Here is a 22,014-nt window from a genome sequence, read left to right as displayed (position 1 = left end):
CGCGGGACCGCTCAGACCCCCAGCTTGGCGCGCAGCGCCGACAGCCTCGGACGCTTCTCGTGGCGCTCGCGCGACTGGCGGTCCAGCTCCTCCATCAGTCGCCGGCTCCGGTGGTCCAGGTCCAGCTCGTCGAGGATCCGGTCGATCTCGGCGAGCAGGGCACCGTGCAGCTGCCACTGCCGTGGATCCCGCAGCACGCCCTCCAGCAGCAGGTCGGCCGCGTTGTCGCGGACCGCCCGGGCCGCCAGGAGCTCTCCGGTCAGCCGTTCCTCCGCCGCGTCGGCGTTCGCCGTGACCCGGGTGGTGACGAGGACGGAGAAGCTGACGAGCGTGTCGGCGACGTGGGCCAGGAGCTCCTCCAGGGCGAGCGCCGCCTCGCGCGGGAAGAGTTCCTCCTCCCTCCGCTCCTTGGCGAGGTCGGTGAGCGTCCTGGCCAGGACCCGGAGCACGACGGCGCAGATCTCCAGGGTGTCCAGACCGGTGCGCAGCACGATGCGGTGCAGCAGCCCCTCCTTGACCCGCGGGTTGAGGCGGAGGCTGTCCTCGGCCTGGCGCAGGGCCGCGTCCACGTCGGCCACGTCGTTGTCGAGCCGGCGCGCCTCGTGCAGGCGGGCGGCCGCGTCCTCGACGGGGGTGGGGCTGGTCAGCTCCTCGCCCATCCGCAGCATGAGCTGCCGCATCCGCCGGGCCATGTCCTCGATGGACTCGCCCGCCGTCCCGACCCAGACCGGCGGGGCGAGGAGCACGTTGAAGAGCAGGCCCACCACCGCGCCGATGAGCGTCTCCAGGACCCGGTCCCAGGCGGTGTTCGTGACCTGGGTGACGCCGAGGACGAGCATCGCGCTGATCGCGACCTCGGGGACGAACTCGTCGACCCGCACGAAGCGGCCGACCACGAGCGAGGCCAGGATGATCAGTCCGAGGCTCCACCAGGTCAGGCCGACCAGGGCGCTGAACGCGATCGCGATGAGGACGCCGACGACCACGGAGTTCACCCGGCGGATGCCGGTGGTGAGCGTGGAGTAGAGGGTGACCTGGACGACCAGGAGCGCCGTCAGCGGCGCGGTGAGCGGGGCGGCCTCGCTGCTCAGCTGGAGCGCCACGACGTAGGAGATCGTCGCCGCCGCGGTGGAGCGGAGGGTCTGGACGACGGCCGGTTCCCTGCGCCGTGCGAGCAGGCCGGCCACCGGTCGTCGGAGCGCGTTTCCCATGTCCGCCACGTCGGTTGTCACAGTCCTTCCCTGGTGGGCTTCGCCCTCTCCTGCCCCCTTGAGGCTTTCGTACCCGAAGTCGCCCCGCGGTCGGTGGCGGCGCGGCCGGGCGGAGCCTGCCTGAATGGCGATCTTCCGGGGGGTACGGTGGGATGAGAAAGCGGTCAAAGCGTCCACGACGGATGGATGAAGGTTGTGTCGACCTCGAGCCACGCGATGTTCGGCGCTCCCTGCTGGGTCAGCCTGATGACCCGCGACCTGCGCGCCGCGGAGTCCTTCTACGGCGCCGTGTTCGGATGGGAGTTCCGCCCCACGAAGCTGGGCGAGGAGTTCTCCGTCGCTTTCCACGACGGGGCACCGGTCGCCGGGATCGGCGCGCTCGCGCCCCGCCTGGCGGTGGCCGTCGCCTGGACTCCGTACTTCGCCGTCGACGACGCCGACGCCGCCGCGGCGCGCATCCGTGAGCGCAGCGCCACGGTGGCCGTCGGGCCGCTGCGGTTCGGGACCGGCCGCGCGGCGCTCGCCTCCGACCGCGAGGGTGCCGTGTTCGGCATCTGGGAGGGTCGTGTCATCCCGGACTGGAGCGTCGGCAAGGGTGGCGCCCCGGCGTGGCTCGAACTGCGGACCAGGAACGCCTTCGACGCCGCGATCTTCTACGCCGAGGTGCTGGAGTGGGCCGGTGAGCGTCCCGGCTGCTGCGAGGTCTCCTACGAGGACGACCATGTGGTGCTGAGCCACGGCGGCGTGACCGTCGCCCGGCTCGTCGGCGGCGCCGTGGAAGCGGCCCCCGACCCTCAGGTCAGGCCGCGGTGGCATGTGCACTTCCGGGTCCCGGACGTCGACGAGGCCGTCGAGACGGCGGTCCGGCTCGGCGGGACGCCGGCCTCGGCGCCGCACCCCTCGGAGGACGGCCGGTGCGCCACGCTGCGCGATCCGGACGGCGGACTCTTCACGGTGGCCGACGGCCGGTAGGAGACGCCGGGCCCGCTCGGCGCAAGCGCTCCGGGAGAGGGCCGGGAAAGGGCCCCGGGGAACGGCTCCGGGGAAGCGTCGGCACGGGCGCATACTGGGCCGCATGGGATGGCCGCCCGCCTCCGTGGACGACCTGAGGGTACGGCTCGGCGCCTCGCTCTTCCGCCGTGTCGCCGGCCCCTCGGGCGAGCAGACGCGTGCCCGCATCCACGGCACTCCGGGGCCGCGCTGGTTCGGCCCCGACCGTCCCATCCGTACCGTCCACGGTGACGCCTCGATGTTCGCCGGGGGCCTCGCGGCGCTGCTGATGCAGTCGCTCCATCCGCTCGCCATGGCCGCCGTCGCCGCCCATTCGGGGTTCCGGGGCGACCCCTGGGGCAGGCTGCAGCGGACCAGCACCTTTCTCGCGGTGACGACGTTCGGCACGGCCGACGACGCGCGGCGCGCGGTCGACCGGGTACGGGCGGTCCACCGGCGGGTGACGGGCACGACGGCCGAAGGCGTTCCGTACCGCGCCTCGGACCCGCGGCTGCTGGGCTGGGTGCATGTGGCCGAGGTGGACAGCTTCCTGCGCGCCCACCGGTGCTACGGAGCGGCGCCGCTCGACCGGGCCGGGTACGACGGCTATGTGGCGGACGCGGCGCGAATCGCCCGGGAGCTGGGCGTGGAGGACCCGCCGCGCAGCGTCGCCGAGCTCGCGGAGCAGCTGGACGGGTACCGCGCCGAGCTGCGCGGGACGCCCGACAGCCGGGAGGCCGCCCGCTTCCTGCTGCTGAGTCCCCCGCTGCCCTGGCAGGCGCGCCCTCCGTACGCGCTGCTCGCCGCGGGCGCCCTCGCACTGCTGCCCCCGTGGGCCCACGAACAGCTCGGGCTGCCGTATCTGCCCCGGTCGGCGCGGACGGCGGCGCGGGCGGGCGGCGTGGTGGTGACCCGGGCGATCCGCTGGGCGATGGATCCGCCTCCTCCGGAGGGGGTCACTCTCCCGCGTGCGCGGCCCGGCGGATCGTCGCGTCGATGAGGGCCAGCGCCTGTTCGGCGGTGCGGCCCGGCGCGCGGTTCCAGGGGCCGATGAGGCCGGTCCAGCCCTGGGCGCGCAGTTCGGTGACGATCCAGGCGGCGGAGCGGTTCATGGTGTCGGCGCTGCCGTGGCCGAGGCGGTGGGCGGTCAGCAGGGCGCCGCAGAGGCAGCGCGCCCCGCGGGCGTCGCGGAGCCGGTACGGCCGGTTCTGCCAGCCCCATTCGACGAGGACGCGGCGGGCGTGGGCGAGGTGGGCGGAGGGGCGCAGGTCGGGCTGGCCGATGCGGCGCCAGGCGTGCAGGCGGTCGGGGAGGATCGCGCCGAGCCGGCCGGGCAGCGGCCGCTCGCGGGGCGGGGGTGCGGGAAGTGCGCCGAGGGCGGTGGCGACCAGCTCGTCGACCGGGACCGAGAGCAGGCGGCGCCACTCCTGGGGGCCGGGGCCCTGCGCGGGCGCGGTCGTGTCCCAGCGGCGGACGATCTCCTGCCAGGCGGCGGTGTCGTAGAGCTGGGCGGCGGCGCGGTCGACGGCCTCGGGGGCGAGGACGGTGGGGGTGGAGTACATGAGTGAAATGTCGGCTTTGTGCCGTTATTGCTTGAGCCATCCACCCATAAGTTACCAATCGGTTCACCGTGACTTCCCTAGCAGACGGCAGTAGAACTCGTTCCCACTTCCCTTGAGAGTGAGGAACCTCACATGGTCTCTCGTCGAAGATTCATCGCAGGAACAGGTTCTCTTCTCGGCGCCCTGGCCCTCTCCGGTCGGTCCGCCACCGCCGCCACCGTCCCGCCCGGCGCCCGTGTCGCCGCCCTGATCATCGGCAGCGGCTACGGCGGCTCGGTCACCGCGCTGCGGCTCGCCCAGGCCGGGGTCGACGTCCACCTGGTCGAGATGGGCATGGCCTGGGACACCCCCGGCTCCGACGGCAAGATCTTCGCCAACACGACGAAGCCCGACCACCGGTCGTTCTGGCTGCGCACCCGGACCAAGCAGCCGCTCAGCGACTTCCTCGGCTTCCCGCTCGACAAGGACGTCCCCCGGCACACCGGGATCCTGGACGCCGAGGAGTTCGGCGGCATCACCGTCTACCAGGGCCGCGGCGTCGGAGGCGGCTCCCTGGTCAACGGCGGAATGGCCGTCACCCCGCGCCGGGAACACTTCGGCGCCGTGCTGCCGTCCGTGAACGCCGACGAGATGTACGACGTCTACTACCCGCGCGCCAACGCGGGCCTCGGGGTCACCCAGGTCGACCAGGCCTGGTGGGAGAGCGCCCCCTGCTACCAGTACGCGCGGGTCGGCCGCAAGCACGCCCAGCGCTCCGGCTTCCCGTTCGTCTTCGTGCCCAATGTGTACGACTGGGAGTACATGAAGCAGGAGGCCGCCGGCGCCGTCCCCAGGTCGGCGCTGGACGGCGAGGTCATCTACGGCAACAACCACGGCAAGAAGACGCTCCAGAAGACCTACCTCGCCCGGGCGGCGGCCACCGGCAGGCTCACCGTCTCACCGCTGCACCGGGTCACCTCGGTCTCCCCGGCGGCCGGCGGCGGCTACACGGTCGTCATCGAGCAGCTCGACACCGGCGGGAACACCACCGCCACCAAGACCGTCACCGCGGACCGGGTGTTCTTCGCGGCCGGCAGCGTCGGCACGAGCAAGCTGCTCACCCGGCTGAAGGCCACCGGCGCGCTGCCCCGCCTGAACAGCGAGATCGGCAAGGGCTGGGGCGACAACGGCAACGTCATGTGCGGCCGCGCCAACCACATGTGGGACGCGACCGGCAAACTCCAGTCGGCCATGCCCACGGCCGGCATCGACAACTGGGACGCCGGCGGCGCGTTCGCCGAGGTGGCACCGCTGCCCACGGGGATCGAGACGTATGCCTCCTTCTACCTGTCGATCACCAAGAACCCGCACCGCGCCGAGTTCAGCTGGAACGCCGCGGCGGGCCGGGTCGAGCTGAACTGGCAGACCGCCTGGAAGCAGCCGTCCATCGACGCGGCCAAGACGATCTTCGACCGGATCAACGCGAAGGAGGGGACGATCTACCGCACCGACCTGTTCGGCTCCAACCGGATCTGGGGAGACCACCTCACGTACCACCCGCTCGGCGGTGCGGTGCTCGGCAGGGCCACCGACGACTACGGGCGTCTCCACGGCCACCCCGGCCTGTACGTCGTCGACGGCGCGCTGATCCCCGGGAACACCAGCGTCAACCCGTTCGTCACCATCACCGCGCTCGCCGAACGGAACATCGAGAAGATCATCGCCACCGATCTGTGACCGCCCTCCGGGACCGACCTCCGGGACCGACCACCGGCCGGCTCACTGCCCGGGCAGGACGCACACGCTGTCGAGCCCGAGCACATGGTTGAGCCGGCCGAACGCCAGCCAGGAACCGATGCTCATGCTCAGCTCCACGATCTCCGCCTGGCTGTAGTGCGCGGTCATCCGCGCCCAGAACGCGTCGTCCAGACCGTGATGGTCCAGGGCGTACCGTTCGGCGTACTCGGCGGCCAGCCGCGTCCGGTCGTCGAAGGCGTCGGTGGTGCGCCACTCGGTCACCGCGCCGGCGAAGGTGTCCTCGACCTTCTCCCCGTCCCGTTCGGTACGCCAGTCCAGACAGAAGGCGCACCCGTTGATCTGGGCGATCCGCAGCCGGGCGGCCTCGAACTCGCGCAGGCCCAGGGTGGTGTGCTCGTACACCGCGAGCGAGAAGTTCGCGGCGGCCGTCCCGATGCCGGGGACCATGTCGCCCCACACGTACCCGATCGGCTCCTGCCCTTCCGGGATGTCGATGATCACGACGGTCTCCTTCCGATTCTGCCGACTGCCGGGCGCAGCGGGACGTCGAGCGCGTCGTAGAGGCCGGGCTCGGCCGCCACGAGCCAGTCGACGGCGTTCACGAGCCTGCCGACCGCGGTGGCGTTGCCGCCCGCCGAGCGGTTCTCGCCCTCGTCCACGGCCTCGACCGTGACCTCGATCCGCGGGCGGCCCTCGATGATCACCCGGTGTGCCCCGGCGCCGTCGGGCGGCGTCGGCCAGTCCGGGGCGCAGGAGGGGTGGATCCGGGTGATGTGCTCGACGACGAGGCGGGGGACGCCCCCGACGATCCCCCGCACCTCGAAACGGACGGCGCCCTGGGTGCCGGCCTCGAAGACGCCCATCGTCCGGGTGGTCACGGTGGCGTCGAGCGGGCGGCGCTCCAGGGTCTCGCGGATCTCGTCGAGCTCGACGCCCAGCGCCCGGGCCATGAGCCGTATCTGGCCGCCCCACACCATGGTGGGGACGGACTCGGCGAGCATCGGCGGCTCGTACTCCATCGGGTGCCCCATGCCGATCAGGTGGCGTACGGAGTCCTCCTGCTCGTACGTGGAGTAGTCGAAGATCTCCTGGCAGCGGACCGCGTCCACGGTGGTGCCGAGGCCGCTGATCAGCAGCGGCAGCACGTCGTTGCCCCAGCCGGGGTCCACGCCGGAGACGAAGAGGGAGCCGCCGCCCTCGGCGACGGCGGCGAGCACCGGGTCCCGGAACTCCGGCGGGGCGTTGCGCTGGTCGTAGAGCGGATAGAGCGCGGGGGTGACGACCACGGCGCCGGACCGGACCGCCGCGACGACGTCCGCGAGCGCCTCGTCGGGCCGGATGTCGCCGGAGGCGGCGTACACCACGGCGCGGGGGCGGGCGGCCAGGGCGCCGGCCGTGTCGCGGGTCGCCGCGACGCCGAGGCGGCGGTCGAGCCCGGCGAGCTCGCCCGCGTCGCGACCGTCCTTGGCCGGGTCGTGGACGAGCACGGCGGTGAGTTCCAGCGCCGGGTGCGCGTCGACGGCCCGGATGGCCGCGCGGCCGACATTTCCGGTGCCCCAGACAACCGTCGGAATCATGCGCGGAGACTAACCTGACGGATCGTCAGTTCCTAGACCTACGCACCGCTGACTACGCTGCGTCACCGAGCGAGGTGGGCACTCCCTGGTTAGCGTGGCACTCGGGGACCCCCATCGAGAAGCACACGATCGGAAGAGAGTCACCGTCATGGCCGCACGACCTGAAGGCACGCCGGTCTGGACCGACGCGATGTTCACCGACGTCGAGGGAGCCAAGAAGTTCTACGGCGAGGTGCTGGGCTGGACCTTCGGCGAGTCCTCCTCGGAATTCGGCAACTACACGCAGGCCTACCGGAACGGGAAGGCGGTCGCGGCCGTCGTCCCGCCGATGCCCGGCCAGGACGACCCGAAGTCGGCCTGGTGTCTGTACTTCTCCTCACCGGACGTGGCCGCCACGGCGGAGAAGATCAAGAACAGCGGCGGCACCCTGCTCATGGATCCGATGCAGGTGAGCGACTTCGGCTCCATGTGCCTCGGGCAGGACCCCACCGGCGTCCTGTTCGGCGTCTGGCAGCCCGGCGTCCACGAGGGCTTCGAGCTGGAGGGCGAGCCCGGCTCCTTCGCCTGGGCCGAGGTCTTCACCCGCGAGCCCGCCAAGAGCGACGCCTTCCTCACCTCGGTCTTCGGCTACAACGCGAAGACGATGCGGGACGACCACGTCGACTACAAGGTCTTCGACCTGGGCGGCGAGCAGCCGGTCCTCGGCCGGATGACGATGACGCCGGAGGACTTCCCCGAGGAGATCCCGCCGTACATCCAGATCTACTTCGCCGTCGACGACTGCGACCGGGCGGTCGAGAAGGCGGAGAAGCTGGGCGGCCGGAAGGTCTTCGGACCGATGGACAGCCCGTTCGGCCGCTTCGCGGCGATCCTCGACCCGCAGGGCGCGGCCTTCGCCGTCATCGACCTGTCGACCACCGAGGGCGAGATGCCCGAGATGGTCTGAGGCGCGGGTCCGCGACGCGCCCGGGGCCGCTCGCGCGGTCCCGGGCGTCGCCGTGTCTCAGGCCCGGTCGCGGACGGCGACGATCCCGTTGAAGACGCCGATGTAAGCGGCGCCGTCGGGTCCGATCGTGATCGGCGCCCAGTTGTTGTCGTACGCGACCCCGGTGCCGGTCAGGCGCTTGAAGACGCGCTGCCCGGTGCGGAAGTCGACGGCCGTCAGGTACCAGGCGTCGATGCCGAGGGCGTTCGGCTCCTTCTCGTAGAAGTACAGCAGTCCGTTGGCCGTGGAGAGCTTCGGCACGGTGGAGGGGGAACGGACGGGGCTCTCCCAGACGGTGTCGCAGCCGCTGCCGTCGGGGCGGACGTCGATCCGGGTCGCGCCGCCGACGACACTGCGGCCGAAGGTGAGCGTGGTCGGGTTCTCGTAGCCGTAGTTGTTCTCGACGACGAGGCTGTCGCCCCAGCTGATCAGGGAGTTGTCGGTGGTGGAGGCGCCGGGGCGGAAGACCGGGACCCGGCAGACCAGCCGCTGGGACTCGGGGACGTCGGCGCCGCGCCGGTAGACGAGGACGTGCATCCGGTCGTCGGCGTTGTCGGTGATGGCGACGTACTTCTCACGGGTGCCGAAGAGGTCCGGGGTGGTGCCCGAACCCTGGTTCACCGAGCCGGGTTTTGTGCCGGTCCCCCGGTCGTACGTCTGGCGCCACCGGATCCGCGGGGTGCCGTCGGCGTCGGCGCGGAAGCTGTAGAGGGCGTGGTCGGAGACGAGGGAGACGCCGTCCTCGGCGACCGAGAACGAGTTCTGGATCTCCTCGCCGTCCAGCCGGACCGAGCGGAGTGCGCCGGTGGCGGGGTCGACGGTGCCGACCCGGCCGAGGCGGGTCACCCACCAGACGCGGCCGTCCCAGTCGGGCATCACGGAGGTGACGGGGTCGCAGACGCCGCTGGGGAAGAGGTTCGTCCAGCTGACGCAGTCGTGCGGGACGAGCGGGGTGAGGTCCCAGTCGTCCTCGACCGTGAACGACCAGCGTCCGTCGGCACCTTGGGAGTGCGCGATCCGCAGGATGTGCCCGCGGGAGTCGGCGAGGACGACCCGGTCCCGGTGGTCGAGGTAGAAGTAGGCGCCGCCGGAGGTGTCCTTGAAGATCTTCTCGAAGTCGAGCCGGGTGACGGCCTCGACGGTCGAGGAGCGCTGGGGCAGCCGGTACTCGGCGAGCGTGTCCAGGGTGCGCGGGTCGAGGAGCTTCAGCAGGAATCCGGAGAAGGTGCCGCAGACGGTGAGGAGCCGGCCGGCCGCGTCGAAGGTGACGGTGGCGCACTCGCCGCCGAGAGCGGCGATCTTCTCGCTGGTGACCTCGGGGTCGCGGCCGAGCGGACCGGAGTAGGGGTGGGTGCCGCTGCCCGCGCCGTCGGCGTGCATGCCGCTGCGTCCGTTGGGAGCGAGGTAGGGGTGCTGGGGCGGCGCCTCGCCCGGTACGGGGCGGGCGGTCGCGGGCGCCCCCTCATAGGAGTCGACGAGCCGGTGGCCGGGGGCCAAGGGTATCTCGTCGGCGAGGGCGGCGGGGGTGGCGACCGCGAGGACGGTCGCGATCAGGGCGAGCGCACGGGCTGGTCTTCGGGGGGTGGTCACTGCGGCTCCTCGGGTGCGTACGTCGGTCGCGCCGGCGGCCGACGTTAGGCCCGGGTCCGTGAGAAGTACATGCGAACGCCCTTGGTTTCACGGGCACTTCATGGTCGTGAAACGTTACGGCGCCGCCCCCGGGAGCCCTTGGCTCAGGGCTTGAGGCCGCTGACCACGTTGGCGGTGGCGGCGACCCCGTTCTGGATGGTCGGCGCCATGCTCGTGCCGGCGAGGAAGAAGCCGAGCAGGGCGCAGACCAGCGCGTGCGAGAGCTTGAGGCCGCCGCTGCGGAGGAAGATCACCGCCAGGACGAGCAGAAGCAGTACGACTGAAATGGATACGGCCATCGCCCACACCCTCCTTGCGCCGCGCCCGAATTCGCGGCGTTCGGCGGCCAGTGTGGCGCAGCGGGGCCGCCGTACGGCCGTACGGCATGCCTGCCGAACGGGTGACGTTCGGGTTCAGGGGGCCGGGGAGCCGCTCGGCGCCGGTGCCAGGCAGGCGGACCAGTCGACCGTGCGGTCGCACCAGCGCTCCAGGAGCAGGCGGTCGTGGCCGACGGCGAGGAGGCTCGCGCCCGCCTCCGCGCGATAGGTCTCCACCGCCGTGACCAGCGCGGCGGTGGTCGAGGCGTCGAGCATGGCCGTCATCTCGTCGCAGACGAGCAGGCGCGGGCGGAGCACCAGGGCCCGGGCCAGGCAGGCGCGTTGGAGCTGGCCGTCGCTGACCTCGTGCGGCCGGCGGGCGAGGAGGTCGTCGGTGAGGCCCACGGCGGGGGCGAGTTCGGCCAGGCGGGCGGGGATCTCGGTGCGGCGGCCGGCGGCGCGCAGCGGTTCGGCGATCAGGTCGCGCAGGCGCAGGCGTGGGTCGGCGGACATGCGGGGCTGCTGGAAGACCACGCCGACGGTGGTCCGCAGTGCGCGCGGCGCGCGGTGGCGCCAGGCCCGCACCTCCGCTCCGTCGAGGGTGACGCGTCCCGCGTCGGGCCGGTGGAGCAGTGCGGCGACCCGGGCGAGCGTGGACTTGCCGCAGCCGCTGGGCCCGAGGAGTCCGACCGACTCGCCGGGCGCGACGGAGAGCGTCGCGCGGGTGAAGACGGGGCTCCGGCGGTGGTAGCCGGCGGTGACGTCGTGGAGTTCAAGCACGGGGGCCCTCCGGGTGGTGACAGGCCACTCCCGCCAGCGGCTCGGGAAGGGTGGCGCAGGCCTCCGTCGCCCGCGCGCACCGGGGCGCGAAGGCGCAGCCCGGCGGCAGGTCGGTCAGCTCGGGCGGCATGCCGGGGATCGGGGTGAACGCCCGGTCGGGCAGCGCGTTCAGGAGGCCTCGGGCGTAGGGGTGGCGGGGGCCCGGCTCGCCGAAGAAGCGGTGGGCGGCGGTGGTCTCGACGATCCGGCCCGCGTACATCACGGCGACCCGGTCGGCGACGCGTTCGGCCGCGGCCAGGTCGTGGGTGATCAGGAGCAGGGCCCGGCCTTCGTCGACGTGGCGGCGCAGCTCGTCGACGGTCCGCCCGACGAGGTCGCGGTCGAGGCCGGTGGTGGGTTCGTCGGCGAGCAGGAGCGGTGCGTCGCCGATCAGGGCGAGCGCGGTGGCGGCGCGCTGGGCCAGACCGCCGGAGAGTTCGTGCGGGTGACGGTCGAGGTGGTCGGCCGGGAAAGCGGCCCGTGCGGCGGCCGCCTCGGCGGCGGCGCGCCGTTCCCGCCGGGGGACGGCCGTCAGTTCGCGGACGGTCTCCTCCAGCTGGGAGCGGACCGTGCGGACGGGGGTGAGGTGGGCGGCCGGGCTCTGCGGTACGAGGCCGACGCGCCGTCCCCGTACCGTACGGGCGAGGGTCCGCTCGTCGGCGGCGAGCAGGTCGACGCCGTCGAGCGTCGCCGTACCGGACGTCTCCGCGTTGCCCGGGAGGAGTCCGAGGAGCGCGGAGGCGAGGACGGACTTGCCGCAGCCGCTCTCGCCGACGAGGGCGAGGCACTCCCCCGCCGCCAGGTCGAAGTCGGCGTCGGTGACGGCGGCGACCTGGCGGCCGCCGCGCATCCGGAAGCGGACGGTGAGGCCGCGCACGCTCAGCACGGCGCCGTCGGCGCGTTCGGCGGTGACCGCCTCCAGGGCCCGCAGGACTCGGGCGTTCACAGCATCAGCTCCGATCGGCGGCGCGGATTGAGCCGGTCCCGCCACACGCCGGCGAGCCCCGCGATCGCCAGCGTCGGCACGATCAGGAACAGCCCGGGGAAGAGCGTCGGCCACCAGTCGCCGGCCAGCAGGGAGGAGCGGGCGGACTGCACCAGGTTGCCGAGGCTGGCCTGGTGGCTGGGGAGGCCGAGGCCGAGGAAGGAGAGGGCGGACTCGTGCCACATGGCGTGGGGCACCATCAGCACGGCGGCGAGCCCGGCCTGCGGCAGGACGGCGGGCAGCAGGTGGCGTACGGTCACCCGCCACCGCGAGGCGCCGCCGGAGATCGCCGCGTCGACGTAGGGGCGCGAGCGCAGCGAGAGCACCTCGGAGCGGACGATCCGCGCGGTGGACAGCCAGTGGGTGAGGGCGACGGAGACGATGACCGGCCAGACGCCGGGCCGGAACATCGCGACGATGAAGATGCCGAGGAGCAGGTGGGGTACGGAGGAGAAGGCGTCGACGATCCGCATCACCACCCGGTCGGTCCAGCCGCCCAGGGAGGCGGCCGCCGCGCCGACGGCGGTCCCGATGAGGGTGGCGACGAGCGCGGCGACGAGGCCGACGAGGAGCGAGACCCGTAGCCCGTAGACGCAGCGGAGCAGCAGGTCGCGGCCGACGTCGTCGGTGCCGAAGGGGTGTGCCCAGGACGGCGGCAGGAGTTTGCGGGAGAGGTCGACGGCCTGTTCGTCGAGCTGGACGAGCGGCGGGACGAGCAGCACGGCGAGGACGACCGCGCCGACGATCAGGGCGGAGGTCCACAGGCGCACGCGCCGGGCCTGACGGTCGGCCCCGAGAGCACGGGTCGCACGGGTCGCACGGACCGCTCGAATCGCGGGGGTCACAGGGGTCCCAGGCGTCACAGGGGTCGCACGGTCAGCCATCGAAGCCCACCCTCGGGTCGGCGAGCCCGTACAGCAGGTCGGAGAGGAGGTTGCCGAGGAGGACCGCCGCGGTGGCGAGCACGGTGAGCGCGGCGAGCAGCGGGAAGTCCACGGAGGTGGCGGCCTGGACGGTCGCCGCGGCGATGCCCGGCCAGCTGAAGACGGTCTCCACGAGGAGGGCGCCGGTGATGAGTTCGGGCACGCGGGAGCCGACGAGGGTGAGCATGGGCAGCATTCCGGAGCGCAGGGCGTGGCCGAGCAGGACGGTGCGTTCGCGCAGGCCGCGGGCGCGGGCGCCGCGCACGGGGTCCTCGTCCAGGGCGTCGCCGACGCCCTGTCTGACGTACAGGTAGAACCAGGGCAGTTGGGAGACGCCGAGGACGAGGGCGGGCAGCACGAGATGTCCTGCGACCTGGTCGAGGGTGACGGTGTCGCTGGCCGTGTCGGTGAGTCCGCCGGCCGGCAGGGCGCCGAGCTTCAGGGCGAAGAACCAGATGGCGAGCAGGCCGAGCCAGAAGGCCGGGGCGGCTTCCAGGGTGTACGCGACGGAGCTGACGGTCCGGTCGAGCGGGCCGCCGCGGCGGCGGCCGGCGAGGACGCCGAGCGCGGTGCCGAGCAGGATGGCGACGAGGAAGGCAGTGGTGGCGAGAAGCGCGGACCACCCGATGCGTTCGGTGATGACGTCGGCGACGGGCTGGCGCATGACGCTGGAGTCGCCGAGGTCGCCGTGGAGGGCCGCGGTGAGCCACTCCCACCAGCGGGTGACGAGCGGCCGGTCCACGCCGAGGTTGGCGCGGAGCTGGTCGAGGTTCTCCTGCGAGGCGGTGAGTCCGGCGGTGCCGGCGTAGGCCTTGACGGGGTCGAAGGGGGAGGCGGCGGCGACGGCGAAGACCGCGAAGGTGACGGCGAGGAGGACGGGGACGGCGGCCAGGGCCCGCCGTCCCGTCATCCGGGCCATGGCCCCCCAGGGGAGGCGGCGGCTCACTTCTTCGCGTCCTTGGGGGTCCAGCGCTCGACGTTCCACCAGGGTCCTGCGGCGAGGCCGTGGTCGTGCGGTTCGGTCTGGGTGGACAGGCCGTCCCAGCGGTCGTTCACGACGTACAGGTGGTCGATGTGGGTGAGGAAGGTGTAGCCGGGGTTCTTCACCAGCTCGCGCTGCACGGTGTCGTACGCGGCCCGCCGCTTGACGGGGTCGTTCGTGCGGCGGCCGTCCTCCAGGGCCTTGTCGACGGTCTTGTTGTCGTACCAGGCCATGTTGTTGAAGCCGTCGCCGCCGAGGCTCGACTTCAGGAGGAGGTACTGGTCGAAGTCGGGGTCGCCGGGCGAGCCGCCGCCGGCGAGGACGGCGTCGGTCTTCATCCGCGGCTCGATGACCTCCCAGGTGCCGCCCTGGGTCTTGACGGCGACGCCGGCCTTCTTGGCGTCGGAGGCGTACGCGAGGGCGTGGTCCTGGCGCAGCTTGTCGCCGGAGAGGTACCAGAGCGGGAACTCGGCCCGTACGCCGTTCTTCACGCGGACGCCGTCGGGGCCGGGCTTCCAGCCGGCCTCGTCGAGGATCTTCCGCGCGCCGGCGAGGTCGTGGCGGCGCTCGGTGCCCTTGGCGAACCACGGGCTGTCGGTGGGCACGGGTCCGTAGGCGGGCTTGCCGGCGCCTTCGAGGATCTGGTCGACCATGGTCCGCCGGTCGACGGCGATGTCGAGGGCGCGGCGGACGGCGGTGTCCCCGGTGACCCGGTGGTGGGTGGGGAGGGTGACGGTCCGGTAGTCGTACGTCGTGGCCGCGTACGTCTTCTTCGCCGGGTCGTTCTTGAATCCGGCGGCCAGGTTGGGCGGCAGGATGGCGCCGTCGAGGTCGCCCGAGCGCAGGCGGGTGGCGCGGACGTCGTCGTCCTTGATGATCGCCATGGTGAACTTCTTCACCTTGGGCGCGCCGCCCCAGTAGGTGGGATTGGCCTTGAAGCTGAGCTTCTCGCCCTTGGACCAGTCGGTGAGGATGTACGGTCCGGTGCCGACGGGGCGGGTGGTGAACGCGCCGGTGTTGACGTCCTGCTTCGCCGCGATGTGCTCGGGGGCGATGGCGAGGACGGTTCGCTCGGCGAAGGGCGCGTAGGGGTACTTGAGGGTGAAGACGACCGTGTCCTCGCCGACGGCCCTGACGTCCTTCAGGGCGTCGAGCTCGGTCCGGGACGGGTTGTTGGTCTTCGGGTCGAGCACCGTCTTGTACGTGAAGACGACGTCCTTGGCGGAGAAGGGCTTGCCGTCGCTGAACGTCACGCCCTTGCGCAGCTTGTAGGTGTAGGTCATGCCGTCGGCGCTGACCTGGGGAAGGGCCGTGGCGAGGGCGGGCCGGAGCTTCATCGAGCCGTCGAAGGCGAGCAGCCCGTCGAAGATCTTGGAGTTGCCGTCCTTGCCGTAGCCGAGGAGGGGGCTGAGGCTGTCGGGCTCGTAGGCGATGCCGACGACCGCGGAATCCCCGCGCCCGTCGGAGCCCGCGGCGGACCCGCCCGGGTTCGAGCAGGCCGCCGCGGTCAGGGCCAGCGCTCCGGCCAGGGTCGCGGCGGCCACGCCGCGTATGGATCGGGCGGTCATCGTGCCCACACCCCTCTTGAAGATCAACCGTTGTTGCGAACAGCTCGCAATTAAACAGTATGTAAAGGGGTGCGGCCACATGGGCCCCTTACTTCGTTACGGCGCCGGTGCCGGGAGGCCGACCAGGGCGGCGATCGCGTCCTGGTGCCGTCCCGCCGATCCCAGGGCGATCTGATCGGACTTCGCCCGCTTGAGCGCGAGGTGGGCCGGGTGCTCCCACGTCATGCCGATGCCGCCGTGCAGCTGGACGCACTCCTCGGCCGCGTGGACGGCGACCTTCGAGCAGTACGCCTGGGTGACGGCCACGGTCAGCGCCGCCTCGGGGCTGCCGGTGGCCAGCGCGTCGGCCGCCGCGCGCGCCGCCGCCCGGGCGTTCACGATCTCCAGCCAGAGCTGCGCCATCCGGTGCTTGAGCGCCTGGAAGGAGCCGACCGGCCGGTTGAACTGATAGCGCTCGCGGGTGTGGCGGACGGTCTCCTCCAGGCACCACTCGGCGAGCCCGAGCTGCTCGGAGGCGAGCAGTCCCGCGCCGGAGAGCAGGCCCCGCCGGATCGCCGCCGCGGCCGTCTCCGCGTCGGCGAGCGGGGTGCCGGGCGCGCCGTCCGTGGTGACGGCGGCGAGCGGCCGGGTCAGGTCGAGCGGAGTCTGCGGTACGACGACGGCGTCGGCCGCCGGGACCGCGTACAGCCCGTCCGCGCGCGGCACCAGGAAGACGTCGGCGGCGACGGCGTCGGCGACACCCGTCACCGGACCCGCGGTCGGGACCGGCTCGGTGTCCGGGGCCGTCGACAGCGGCAGGGCGAGGACCGCCACCGTACGGCCGCTCGCGAGGCCCGCGAGCAGCTCGGCCACGGGCCCGCTCTCCGTGTCCAGCGCGAGCAGGGTCTCGGTCGCCACCACGGCGCTGGTCAGGTACGGGACGGGGGTCACCGCGCGGCCCAGCTCCTCCAGGACCACGGCCGCCTCTCGGTGGCTCGCGCCCTGGCCGCCGAGCTTCTCGGGGACGAGCAGTCCGGCCGCGCCCATGTCGGCGGCGAGGGACTTCCAGAGGCCGGGGACGTACGGGGCGCCGGTCTCGATCCGGCCGAGCAGGGTCTGGGCGTCGGCCCGGTCGGCGAGCAGGGCGCGGACCGCCGCCCGCAGGTCGTCCTCGGTCTCGGAGTAGAGCAGATCCGTCATCGCGCGAGGTCCTTCCAGGCGACGTCCTTGTCGTTGCGGGGCTCGGGGGGCAGGCCGAGGACGCGTTCGGCGACGATGTTGAGCAGCACCTCGGTCGTACCGCCCTCGATGGAGTTGCCCTTCGAGCGCAGATAGCGGTAGCCGGCGTCGCGGCCGGTGAAGTCGACGAGCTCGGGGCGGCGCATGGTCCAGTCGCCGTACAACAGCCCTTCCTCGCCGAGGAGTTCGACCTCCAGGCCGCTGATGGCCTGGTTGAGCCGGGCGAAGCCCAGCTTCATCGCGCTGCCCTCGGGACCCGGCTGTCCGGCGACGAGCTGCTGGCGCAGCCGTTCGCCGGTGAGGCGGGCGACCTCGGAGTCGACCCAGAGGTCGAGCAGGCGCCGGTGCAGGTCGTGGGTGCGCAGCTCGGGGCGCTCGCGCCAGGTCTTCGCGACCGGGCCGATCATGCCGCCCTCGCGGGGGATGCGGGCGCCGCCGATGGAGACGCGCTCGTTCATCAGGGTCGTCTGGGCCACCCGCCAGCCGTCGCCGACCTCGCCGAGGCGGTGGGCGTCGGGGATGCGGACGTCGGTCAGGAAGACCTCGTTGAACTCGGCCTCGCCGGTGATCTGGCGCAGCGGTCGCACCTCGACACCCGGGTCGGTCATGTCGCAGACGAAGTAGGTGATGCCCCGGTGCTTGGGGAGGTCCGGGTCGGTGCGGGCGATGAGGATGGCCCAGCGGGCGACATGTGCGCTGGAGGTCCACACCTTCTGGCCGTTGACCACCCAGGTGTCGCCGTCGCGCACGGCGCGGGTGGCGAGCGCGGCGAGGTCGGAGCCGGCGCCGGGCTCGCTGAAGAGCTGGCACCACACCTCCTCACCGACCCAGAGCGGCTTGAGGAACCGCTGCTTGACGTCCTCGGAGCCGTACGCGAGGAGGGTCGGGGCGGCCATGCCGAGGCCGATCCCGATCCGGCGCGGGTCGTTGTCGGGGGCGCCGGCGGCGGTCAGTTCGGCGTCGACGACGGCCTGGAGGGAGCGCGGGGCGGCGAGCCCGCCGAGCCCGACGGGGTAGTGGATCCAGGCGAGTCCGGCGTCGAAGCGGGCCCGGAGGAAGTCCTCGCGGGCAGTGCCGGCGGGCGGGTGCTCGGCGAGCAACCGCTGCGTACGGGAGCGCAGTTCGGCGGCGTCCGTCATGCGTGGGCTCCTTCCGGGAGGACCACGAGGCGGCCGGTGGTGACGCCTTCGGCGACCCGCTGCACGGCGTCCGCCGCGTCGGCGAAGGGCACCCGCTCGGTGACCAGGGGCTTGATCAGCCCCTTGGCCGCGTAGTCGGTGAGGGTCTCGTGGCAGCGCAGGATCGCGGCCGGGTCCTTGAGGTTGTAGAGACCCCAGTGGAGCCCGAGGATCGAGTAGTTCTTGACGAGGGCGTGGTTGAGGGCGGGCGAGGGGATCTCGCCGCTGGCGAAGCCGACGACGACGATCCGGCCCTCGAAGGCGACGAGCTTGGCGGACTGGGCGTAGGCCGCGCCGCCGACCGGGTCGTAGATCACGTCGGCGCCCCGGCCGCCGGTGGCCTCCTTGACCGCGGCGACGACGTCCTCGGAGTTCCGGTCGACGACCACGTCGCAGCCCAGTTCGCGGGCGACCCCGACCTTGTCGGGTCCGCCGACGACGCCGACGACCGTGGCGCCGGCCGCCTTGCCGAGCTGGACGGCGGCGCTGCCGACGCCGCCCGCGGCGGCGTGGACGAGGAGGGTCTCGCCCTCCTTGAGGGCGGCCCTGCGGTGCAGGCCGAACCAGCCGGTCTGGTAGCCGATGTGGAGGGCGGCGGCCTCGGCGTCGTCCAGGGCGTCGGGGGCGGGGAGCAGGGCGGCCGCGTCCGCCACCGCGTAGTCGGCGAGACCGCCGTGCGGAAGGACGGGGGTGGCGATGACGCGGCGCCCGTCCTCGGTCTCGCCGCAGATCTCGACCCCGGGGGTGAAGGGCAGCGGGGGCCGCACCTGGTACTGGCCCCGGCAGAGCAGCGCGTCGGGGAAGTTGATGTTCGCGGCGCGGACCTTGAGCAGGATCTGCCCCTCACCGGGGACGGGCAGGTCCACCTCGTCGCGCTGCATCACCTCGCCCGGCTCACCGTTGTCGTGCACTCGCCATGCCTGCATCGGGTCCTCCACCAGCCGTCGTCCGTACTGCGCGGTCGGTACTGCGCGGTTCGGTCGCATACTAAGCGGTCGCTTGCCCTCGCGGAACCGTATCCCGAGGACTTCTCAGGACTTCTTCGGCCGCGCCCGTACATGCATCCGCTCCCCCTGCGGCCCGAACAGGCTCAGGAACTCCACCGGCCCGTCGGGCGTCGGCCCGAACCAGTGCGGCACCCGCGTGTCGAACTCCGCCGCCTCCCCCGCCCCGAGCACGACGTCGTGCTCGCCGAGGACGAGCCGCAGCTTCCCCGAGAGCACATAGAGCCACTCGTACCCCTCGTGGACGCGCGGGTCGGGGGCTTCGTGCGGCTTCTCCTGCACCACCTTGTACGCCTGCAGCCCGCCGGGCTGGCGGGTCAGCGGGTACATCGTGCGGCCGTGCCGCACGATCGGCTTCGCCCGCACCCGGGGATCGCCCACCTGCGGCGCGCCGACGAGTTCGTCGAGCGGCACCTGGTGGGCCCGGGCGATCGGGAGCAGCAGCTCCAGGCTGGGCCTGCGCTGCCCGGACTCCAGGCGGGAGAGCGTGGACACGGAGATGCCGGTGGAGGCGGAGAGATCGCCCAGGGTCGCCCCGCGCTCGCGCCGGATGCGGCGCAGTCGCGGGCCGACGTCGTTCAGCACCTCGTCGATGCGTTCGTCCTCAGTCATGGCTCCATGGTCGGGGATGGCTTGCCGAAACAGCAAGAATGTTTGTCGATCCGTCGAGGTCGCGCGAAGGTCGAGGCATGGACGCATTCGAGAGCACAAGCGAGCGGGAGCGGTACGAGGTCGTGGTCGTCGGCGGCGGCGCGGCGGGACTCAGCGCGGCCCTGATCCTCGGCCGGTCCCGGCGCCGGACCCTGGTGGTCGACGCCGGCGAGCCGCGCAACGCCCCGGCCGCCCACATGCAGGGGTTCCTCTCCCGGGACGGGATGAGCCCGGCCGAGTTCCTGAAGACGGGACGGCGCGAGATCGCGGCGTACGGAGTGGAGTGGCGGGCCGGCCGGGTGACGGAGGCGGTCCCCGACGGGGCGGACGGCTTCGTCGTCACGGTCGAAGGCGAGCACACCGTACGGGCCCGGCGGCTGATCGTCACCACCGGCCTGGTGGACGAACTCCCCGCGATCGACGGCGTCGCCGAGCGGTGGGGACGGGACGTGCTGCACTGTCCGTACTGCCATGGCTGGGAGGTCCGCGACCAGGCGTTCGGGGTGGTCGCGCACCCGGTGATGGGCGCGCACCAGGCCCTGATGGTCTCCCAGTGGTCCGACGACGTGATCCTCTTCGCGCACACGGCCGCGCCGCTGACCGAGGAGGACCGCGGCCGGGTGGCGGCGGCCGGCATCACCGTGGTGACGGGCGAGGTGGCGGGCCTGGTCGTCGAGGAGGACCGGATGACCGGCGTACGGATGGCGGACGGGCGGATCGTCGAACGCTCCGTGCTCTTCGTCGGCACCCGCATGACGCCCCGGGACGAGCTCCTGACGGGGCTGGGCGCCGCGACGCACGACACTCCCCTCGGCGCCTTCGTGACGGTGGACGCGACGGGCCGGACCAGCGTGCCCGGGGTGTGGGCGGCCGGGAACGCGATCGGCCCGGCGGAGCAGGTGATCAACGCGGCGAGCGGGGGGTACCGGGCGGGCGTGGCGGTCAACGCCGAGCTGATCCTCACGGACCTGGACGCTCGTCCACGCGGATGAACCCCGCCGCGTAGGGCTGCGGGGGCCGGGTGGAGCGGCGAGGATCGGCGATGGTGGCCGGAGGCCTCCGGAAGCGGAGAGACCGCCAAGCGCACAGACAGGACAGACCACATGCTCGGTACGGACTTCACCAAGGGCTCCCCCAGCTGGCTCGACCTGGGCAGTCCCGACACGACGGCCGCCGCCGCGTTCTACCGCGGCGTCTTCGGCTGGGATTTCGCGTCGGCGGGGCCGGACGCCGGGGGCTACGGCTTCTTCCAGCAGGACGGCCGGACGGTCGCCGCGCTGGGGCCGCTGACCGAGGAGGGGGCCGACTCGGCCTGGACGGTCTACTTCCAGACGCCCGACGTCGACGCGACGGCGAAGGCGGCCGAGGAGAGCGGCGGCACCGTCCGCACCCAGCCCTTCGACGTCATGGACGCCGGGCGGATGGCCCAGCTGACCGACCCGGGCGGCGCCGACTTCGCCGTGTGGCAGCCGGCCTCGGTCAAGGGCCTGGAGAAGGCCTCCGAGAACAACACCCTGTGCTGGGTCGAGCTCCATGTCGCCGACCCCGCGGAGGCGCTGGAGTTCTACGGGAAGCTGTTCGGCTGGCGCTCGCAGGAGATGGAGGCGCCCGGGATGACGTACCGCGTCCTGTCCACCGCCGAGGGCGACCAGCAGGACGCCTCCTTCGGCGGCGTCGCCGAGCTCCAGGAGGGCGGCGAGAAGGCGCGCTGGATCCCGTACTTCGGTGTCGAGGACGCGGACGAGATCGTCGCCCGCACCCAGGGGAACGGCGGGTCGGTCCTCATGCCGGCGGCGGACGTCCCGGACGTGGGCAGGATCGCGTGGCTCGCCGACCCCTTCGGAGCCCCGTTCGCCGTGCTGAAGCCCGCGCCGCAGATGTAGCCGTGAGCCCGGTGGTGCTCCCGGTGGTGGTCAGCGGGGGAACACCTCGAAGGCCACCGCCGGGCGGCCTCCGTAACGGGCCGCGAAGCGCTCGTTGTTGCCGGCGAGGAAGGTGCGGACGTACGTCTCCGGGTCCTCGTCCGTGAGGGCCTCGATGTAGGCGCGGTGGGCGAGGAGGGAGTGGACGGAGCGTTCGAGGCCGGGGGTGGCGTCGACGGCGTGCGTCGGGGTGGTCGACCCTGCGACCGCGACCCAGCGCACTCCGTCCCACGGCTCCAGGCCGCGTTCGATCAGTTCGGGGAAGATCCAGCGGTTGCCCGCGTCGCCCGCCGCGTCCAGGGTGGCCCGGCCGACCGCGACATGGTCCGGCGTGTTCCAGGCCCCGCCGACCGCCGGGCCCCAGGTGTCCCGGTGGTTGAGGGTGATGACCAGTTCGGGGCGGTGGCGTCGGATGGCCGCCGCGATGTCGCGGCGCAGCCCGAGCCCGTACTCGATCACACCGTCGCGGTGGTCCAGGAACTCCACCGTCGACACCCCCACGACCTCCGCGCTCGCCCGCTGCTCCCGCTCCCGCAGCGGCCCGCAGGTGGCGGGGTCGAGGGAGTCGATCCCGGCCTCGCCGCGCGTGGCGAGGACGTACGTGACCTCCTTGCCGGCGTCCGTCCAGCCGGCGATGGCCGCGGCGCAGCCGTACTCGAGGTCGTCGGGGTGGGCGACCACCGCGAGGGCGCGCTGCCAGTCGCCGGGCATGTCTTCGAGCTGCGGGGCCTGTTCGTTCGACTCGATCATGGGCGC

The 22,014-nt window shown here is 72.8% G+C and carries 22 protein-coding genes; 6 read left to right on the top strand and 16 right to left on the bottom strand.

Annotated features, from left to right (window positions below):
• Positions 1 to 11 precede the first annotated feature (11 nt).
• Positions 12 to 1,211, bottom strand: a complete 1,200-nt coding sequence (locus ACF06X_RS31425; RefSeq protein WP_392290796.1) for an aromatic acid exporter family protein — start codon at positions 1,209 to 1,211, stop codon at positions 12 to 14.
• A gap of 246 nt (positions 1,212 to 1,457) precedes the next feature.
• Here ACF06X_RS31425 and ACF06X_RS31420 point away from each other — a divergent pair, with 246 nt between their 5' ends.
• Positions 1,458 to 2,183 (top strand): VOC family protein, encoded by a 726-nt coding sequence (locus ACF06X_RS31420; RefSeq protein ID WP_392290795.1) that lies wholly within the window; start codon positions 1,458 to 1,460, stop codon positions 2,181 to 2,183.
• A 103-nt stretch (positions 2,184 to 2,286) separates the two neighbouring features.
• Positions 2,287 to 3,201, top strand: a complete 915-nt coding sequence (locus ACF06X_RS31415; protein ID WP_392290699.1) for an oxygenase MpaB family protein — start codon at positions 2,287 to 2,289, stop codon at positions 3,199 to 3,201.
• On the opposite strand, the gene ACF06X_RS31410 is transcribed toward ACF06X_RS31415, so the two are convergent.
• Positions 3,158 to 3,763 carry a hypothetical protein gene (locus tag ACF06X_RS31410; RefSeq protein ID WP_392290698.1) on the bottom strand — a complete coding sequence of 202 codons (606 nt, stop codon included), beginning with the start codon at positions 3,761 to 3,763 and terminating at the stop codon, positions 3,158 to 3,160. The two genes, ACF06X_RS31415 and ACF06X_RS31410, sit on opposite strands and share 44 nt — an antisense overlap.
• A gap of 132 nt (positions 3,764 to 3,895) precedes the next feature.
• Between ACF06X_RS31410 and ACF06X_RS31405 the strand changes: the two genes are divergently transcribed.
• Positions 3,896 to 5,479, top strand: a complete 1,584-nt coding sequence (locus tag ACF06X_RS31405; RefSeq protein ID WP_392290697.1) for a GMC oxidoreductase — start codon at positions 3,896 to 3,898, stop codon at positions 5,477 to 5,479.
• 42 nt (positions 5,480 to 5,521) lie between these two features.
• On the opposite strand, the gene ACF06X_RS31400 is transcribed toward ACF06X_RS31405, so the two are convergent.
• Complete coding sequence (locus ACF06X_RS31400) at positions 5,522 to 6,001, bottom strand: carboxymuconolactone decarboxylase family protein (protein ID WP_392290696.1); 480 nt, start codon at positions 5,999 to 6,001, stop codon at positions 5,522 to 5,524.
• Positions 5,998 to 7,077 (bottom strand): dihydrodipicolinate reductase, encoded by a 1,080-nt coding sequence (locus tag ACF06X_RS31395; protein ID WP_392290695.1) that lies wholly within the window; start codon positions 7,075 to 7,077, stop codon positions 5,998 to 6,000. Before ACF06X_RS31395 ends, ACF06X_RS31400 begins: the two co-directional genes overlap by 4 nt.
• A gap of 148 nt (positions 7,078 to 7,225) precedes the next feature.
• On the opposite strand from ACF06X_RS31395, the gene ACF06X_RS31390 reads away from it, so the two are divergent.
• Entirely contained in the window at positions 7,226 to 8,023 is a 798-nt protein-coding gene (locus tag ACF06X_RS31390; RefSeq protein WP_392290694.1) for a VOC family protein, read from the top strand.
• 57 nt (positions 8,024 to 8,080) lie between these two features.
• On the opposite strand, the gene ACF06X_RS31385 is transcribed toward ACF06X_RS31390, so the two are convergent.
• The 11 genes from ACF06X_RS31385 to ACF06X_RS31335 form a co-directional block, all read right to left on the bottom strand.
• Complete coding sequence (locus ACF06X_RS31385) at positions 8,081 to 9,652, bottom strand: hypothetical protein (RefSeq protein WP_392290693.1); 1,572 nt, start codon at positions 9,650 to 9,652, stop codon at positions 8,081 to 8,083.
• Between the two features lie 143 nt (positions 9,653 to 9,795).
• Positions 9,796 to 9,990, bottom strand: coding sequence for a hypothetical protein (locus tag ACF06X_RS31380; protein ID WP_392290692.1), 195 nt, complete (start codon positions 9,988 to 9,990; stop codon positions 9,796 to 9,798).
• A 114-nt stretch (positions 9,991 to 10,104) separates the two neighbouring features.
• Positions 10,105 to 10,788, bottom strand: a complete 684-nt coding sequence (locus ACF06X_RS31375) for an ABC transporter ATP-binding protein (RefSeq protein ID WP_392290691.1) — start codon at positions 10,786 to 10,788, stop codon at positions 10,105 to 10,107.
• Positions 10,781 to 11,677, bottom strand: a complete 897-nt coding sequence (locus tag ACF06X_RS31370) for an ABC transporter ATP-binding protein (RefSeq protein WP_392290794.1) — start codon at positions 11,675 to 11,677, stop codon at positions 10,781 to 10,783. The genes ACF06X_RS31375 and ACF06X_RS31370 overlap by 8 nt, the downstream gene beginning before the upstream one ends.
• Positions 11,678 to 11,769: 92 nt before the next feature.
• The gene (locus tag ACF06X_RS31365; RefSeq protein ID WP_392290690.1) at positions 11,770 to 12,696 is read right to left on the bottom strand and encodes an ABC transporter permease; all 927 of its coding nucleotides are present in this window, start codon (positions 12,694 to 12,696) and stop codon (positions 11,770 to 11,772) included.
• Positions 12,689 to 13,654, bottom strand: coding sequence for an ABC transporter permease (locus ACF06X_RS31360; RefSeq protein WP_392290793.1), 966 nt, complete (start codon positions 13,652 to 13,654; stop codon positions 12,689 to 12,691). Before ACF06X_RS31360 ends, ACF06X_RS31365 begins: the two co-directional genes overlap by 8 nt.
• A 23-nt stretch (positions 13,655 to 13,677) precedes the next feature.
• Positions 13,678 to 15,285, bottom strand: coding sequence for an ABC transporter substrate-binding protein (locus tag ACF06X_RS31355; protein ID WP_392290689.1), 1,608 nt, complete (start codon positions 15,283 to 15,285; stop codon positions 13,678 to 13,680).
• Between the two features lie 96 nt (positions 15,286 to 15,381).
• Entirely contained in the window at positions 15,382 to 16,464 is a 1,083-nt protein-coding gene (locus ACF06X_RS31350; RefSeq protein ID WP_392290688.1) for an acyl-CoA dehydrogenase family protein, read from the bottom strand.
• Positions 16,461 to 17,642 carry an acyl-CoA dehydrogenase family protein gene (locus ACF06X_RS31345; protein WP_392290687.1) on the bottom strand — a complete coding sequence of 394 codons (1,182 nt, stop codon included), beginning with the start codon at positions 17,640 to 17,642 and terminating at the stop codon, positions 16,461 to 16,463. Before ACF06X_RS31345 ends, ACF06X_RS31350 begins: the two co-directional genes overlap by 4 nt.
• Complete coding sequence (locus ACF06X_RS31340) at positions 17,639 to 18,607, bottom strand: NADPH:quinone oxidoreductase family protein (RefSeq protein ID WP_392290686.1); 969 nt, start codon at positions 18,605 to 18,607, stop codon at positions 17,639 to 17,641. Before ACF06X_RS31340 ends, ACF06X_RS31345 begins: the two co-directional genes overlap by 4 nt.
• 105 nt (positions 18,608 to 18,712) lie before the next feature.
• Positions 18,713 to 19,297, bottom strand: a complete 585-nt coding sequence (locus tag ACF06X_RS31335; protein ID WP_392290685.1) for a helix-turn-helix domain-containing protein — start codon at positions 19,295 to 19,297, stop codon at positions 18,713 to 18,715.
• 77 nt (positions 19,298 to 19,374) lie between these two features.
• On the opposite strand from ACF06X_RS31335, the gene ACF06X_RS31330 reads away from it, so the two are divergent.
• Both ACF06X_RS31330 and ACF06X_RS31325 read left to right on the top strand, forming a co-directional pair.
• Positions 19,375 to 20,328, top strand: coding sequence for an NAD(P)/FAD-dependent oxidoreductase (locus ACF06X_RS31330; RefSeq protein WP_392290684.1), 954 nt, complete (start codon positions 19,375 to 19,377; stop codon positions 20,326 to 20,328).
• Positions 20,329 to 20,439: 111 nt separating this feature from the next.
• Positions 20,440 to 21,219 (top strand): VOC family protein, encoded by a 780-nt coding sequence (locus ACF06X_RS31325; RefSeq protein WP_392290683.1) that lies wholly within the window; start codon positions 20,440 to 20,442, stop codon positions 21,217 to 21,219.
• 30 nt (positions 21,220 to 21,249) lie between these two features.
• Here the strand turns inward: ACF06X_RS31325 and ACF06X_RS31320 are convergent, their stop codons facing one another.
• Positions 21,250 to 22,008: a PIG-L deacetylase family protein gene (locus tag ACF06X_RS31320; RefSeq protein WP_392290682.1), complete on the bottom strand. Its 759-nt coding sequence runs from the start codon at positions 22,006 to 22,008 to the stop codon at positions 21,250 to 21,252.
• Positions 22,009 to 22,014 lie beyond the last annotated feature (6 nt).

This window comes from Streptomyces sp. NPDC015346 (assembly GCF_043078785.1).
Lineage (GTDB): Bacteria > Actinomycetota > Actinomycetes > Streptomycetales > Streptomycetaceae > Streptomyces.
The sequence above is the reverse complement of the archived record's forward strand: the minus strand, read 5'-3'. Positions and strand labels throughout refer to the sequence as shown.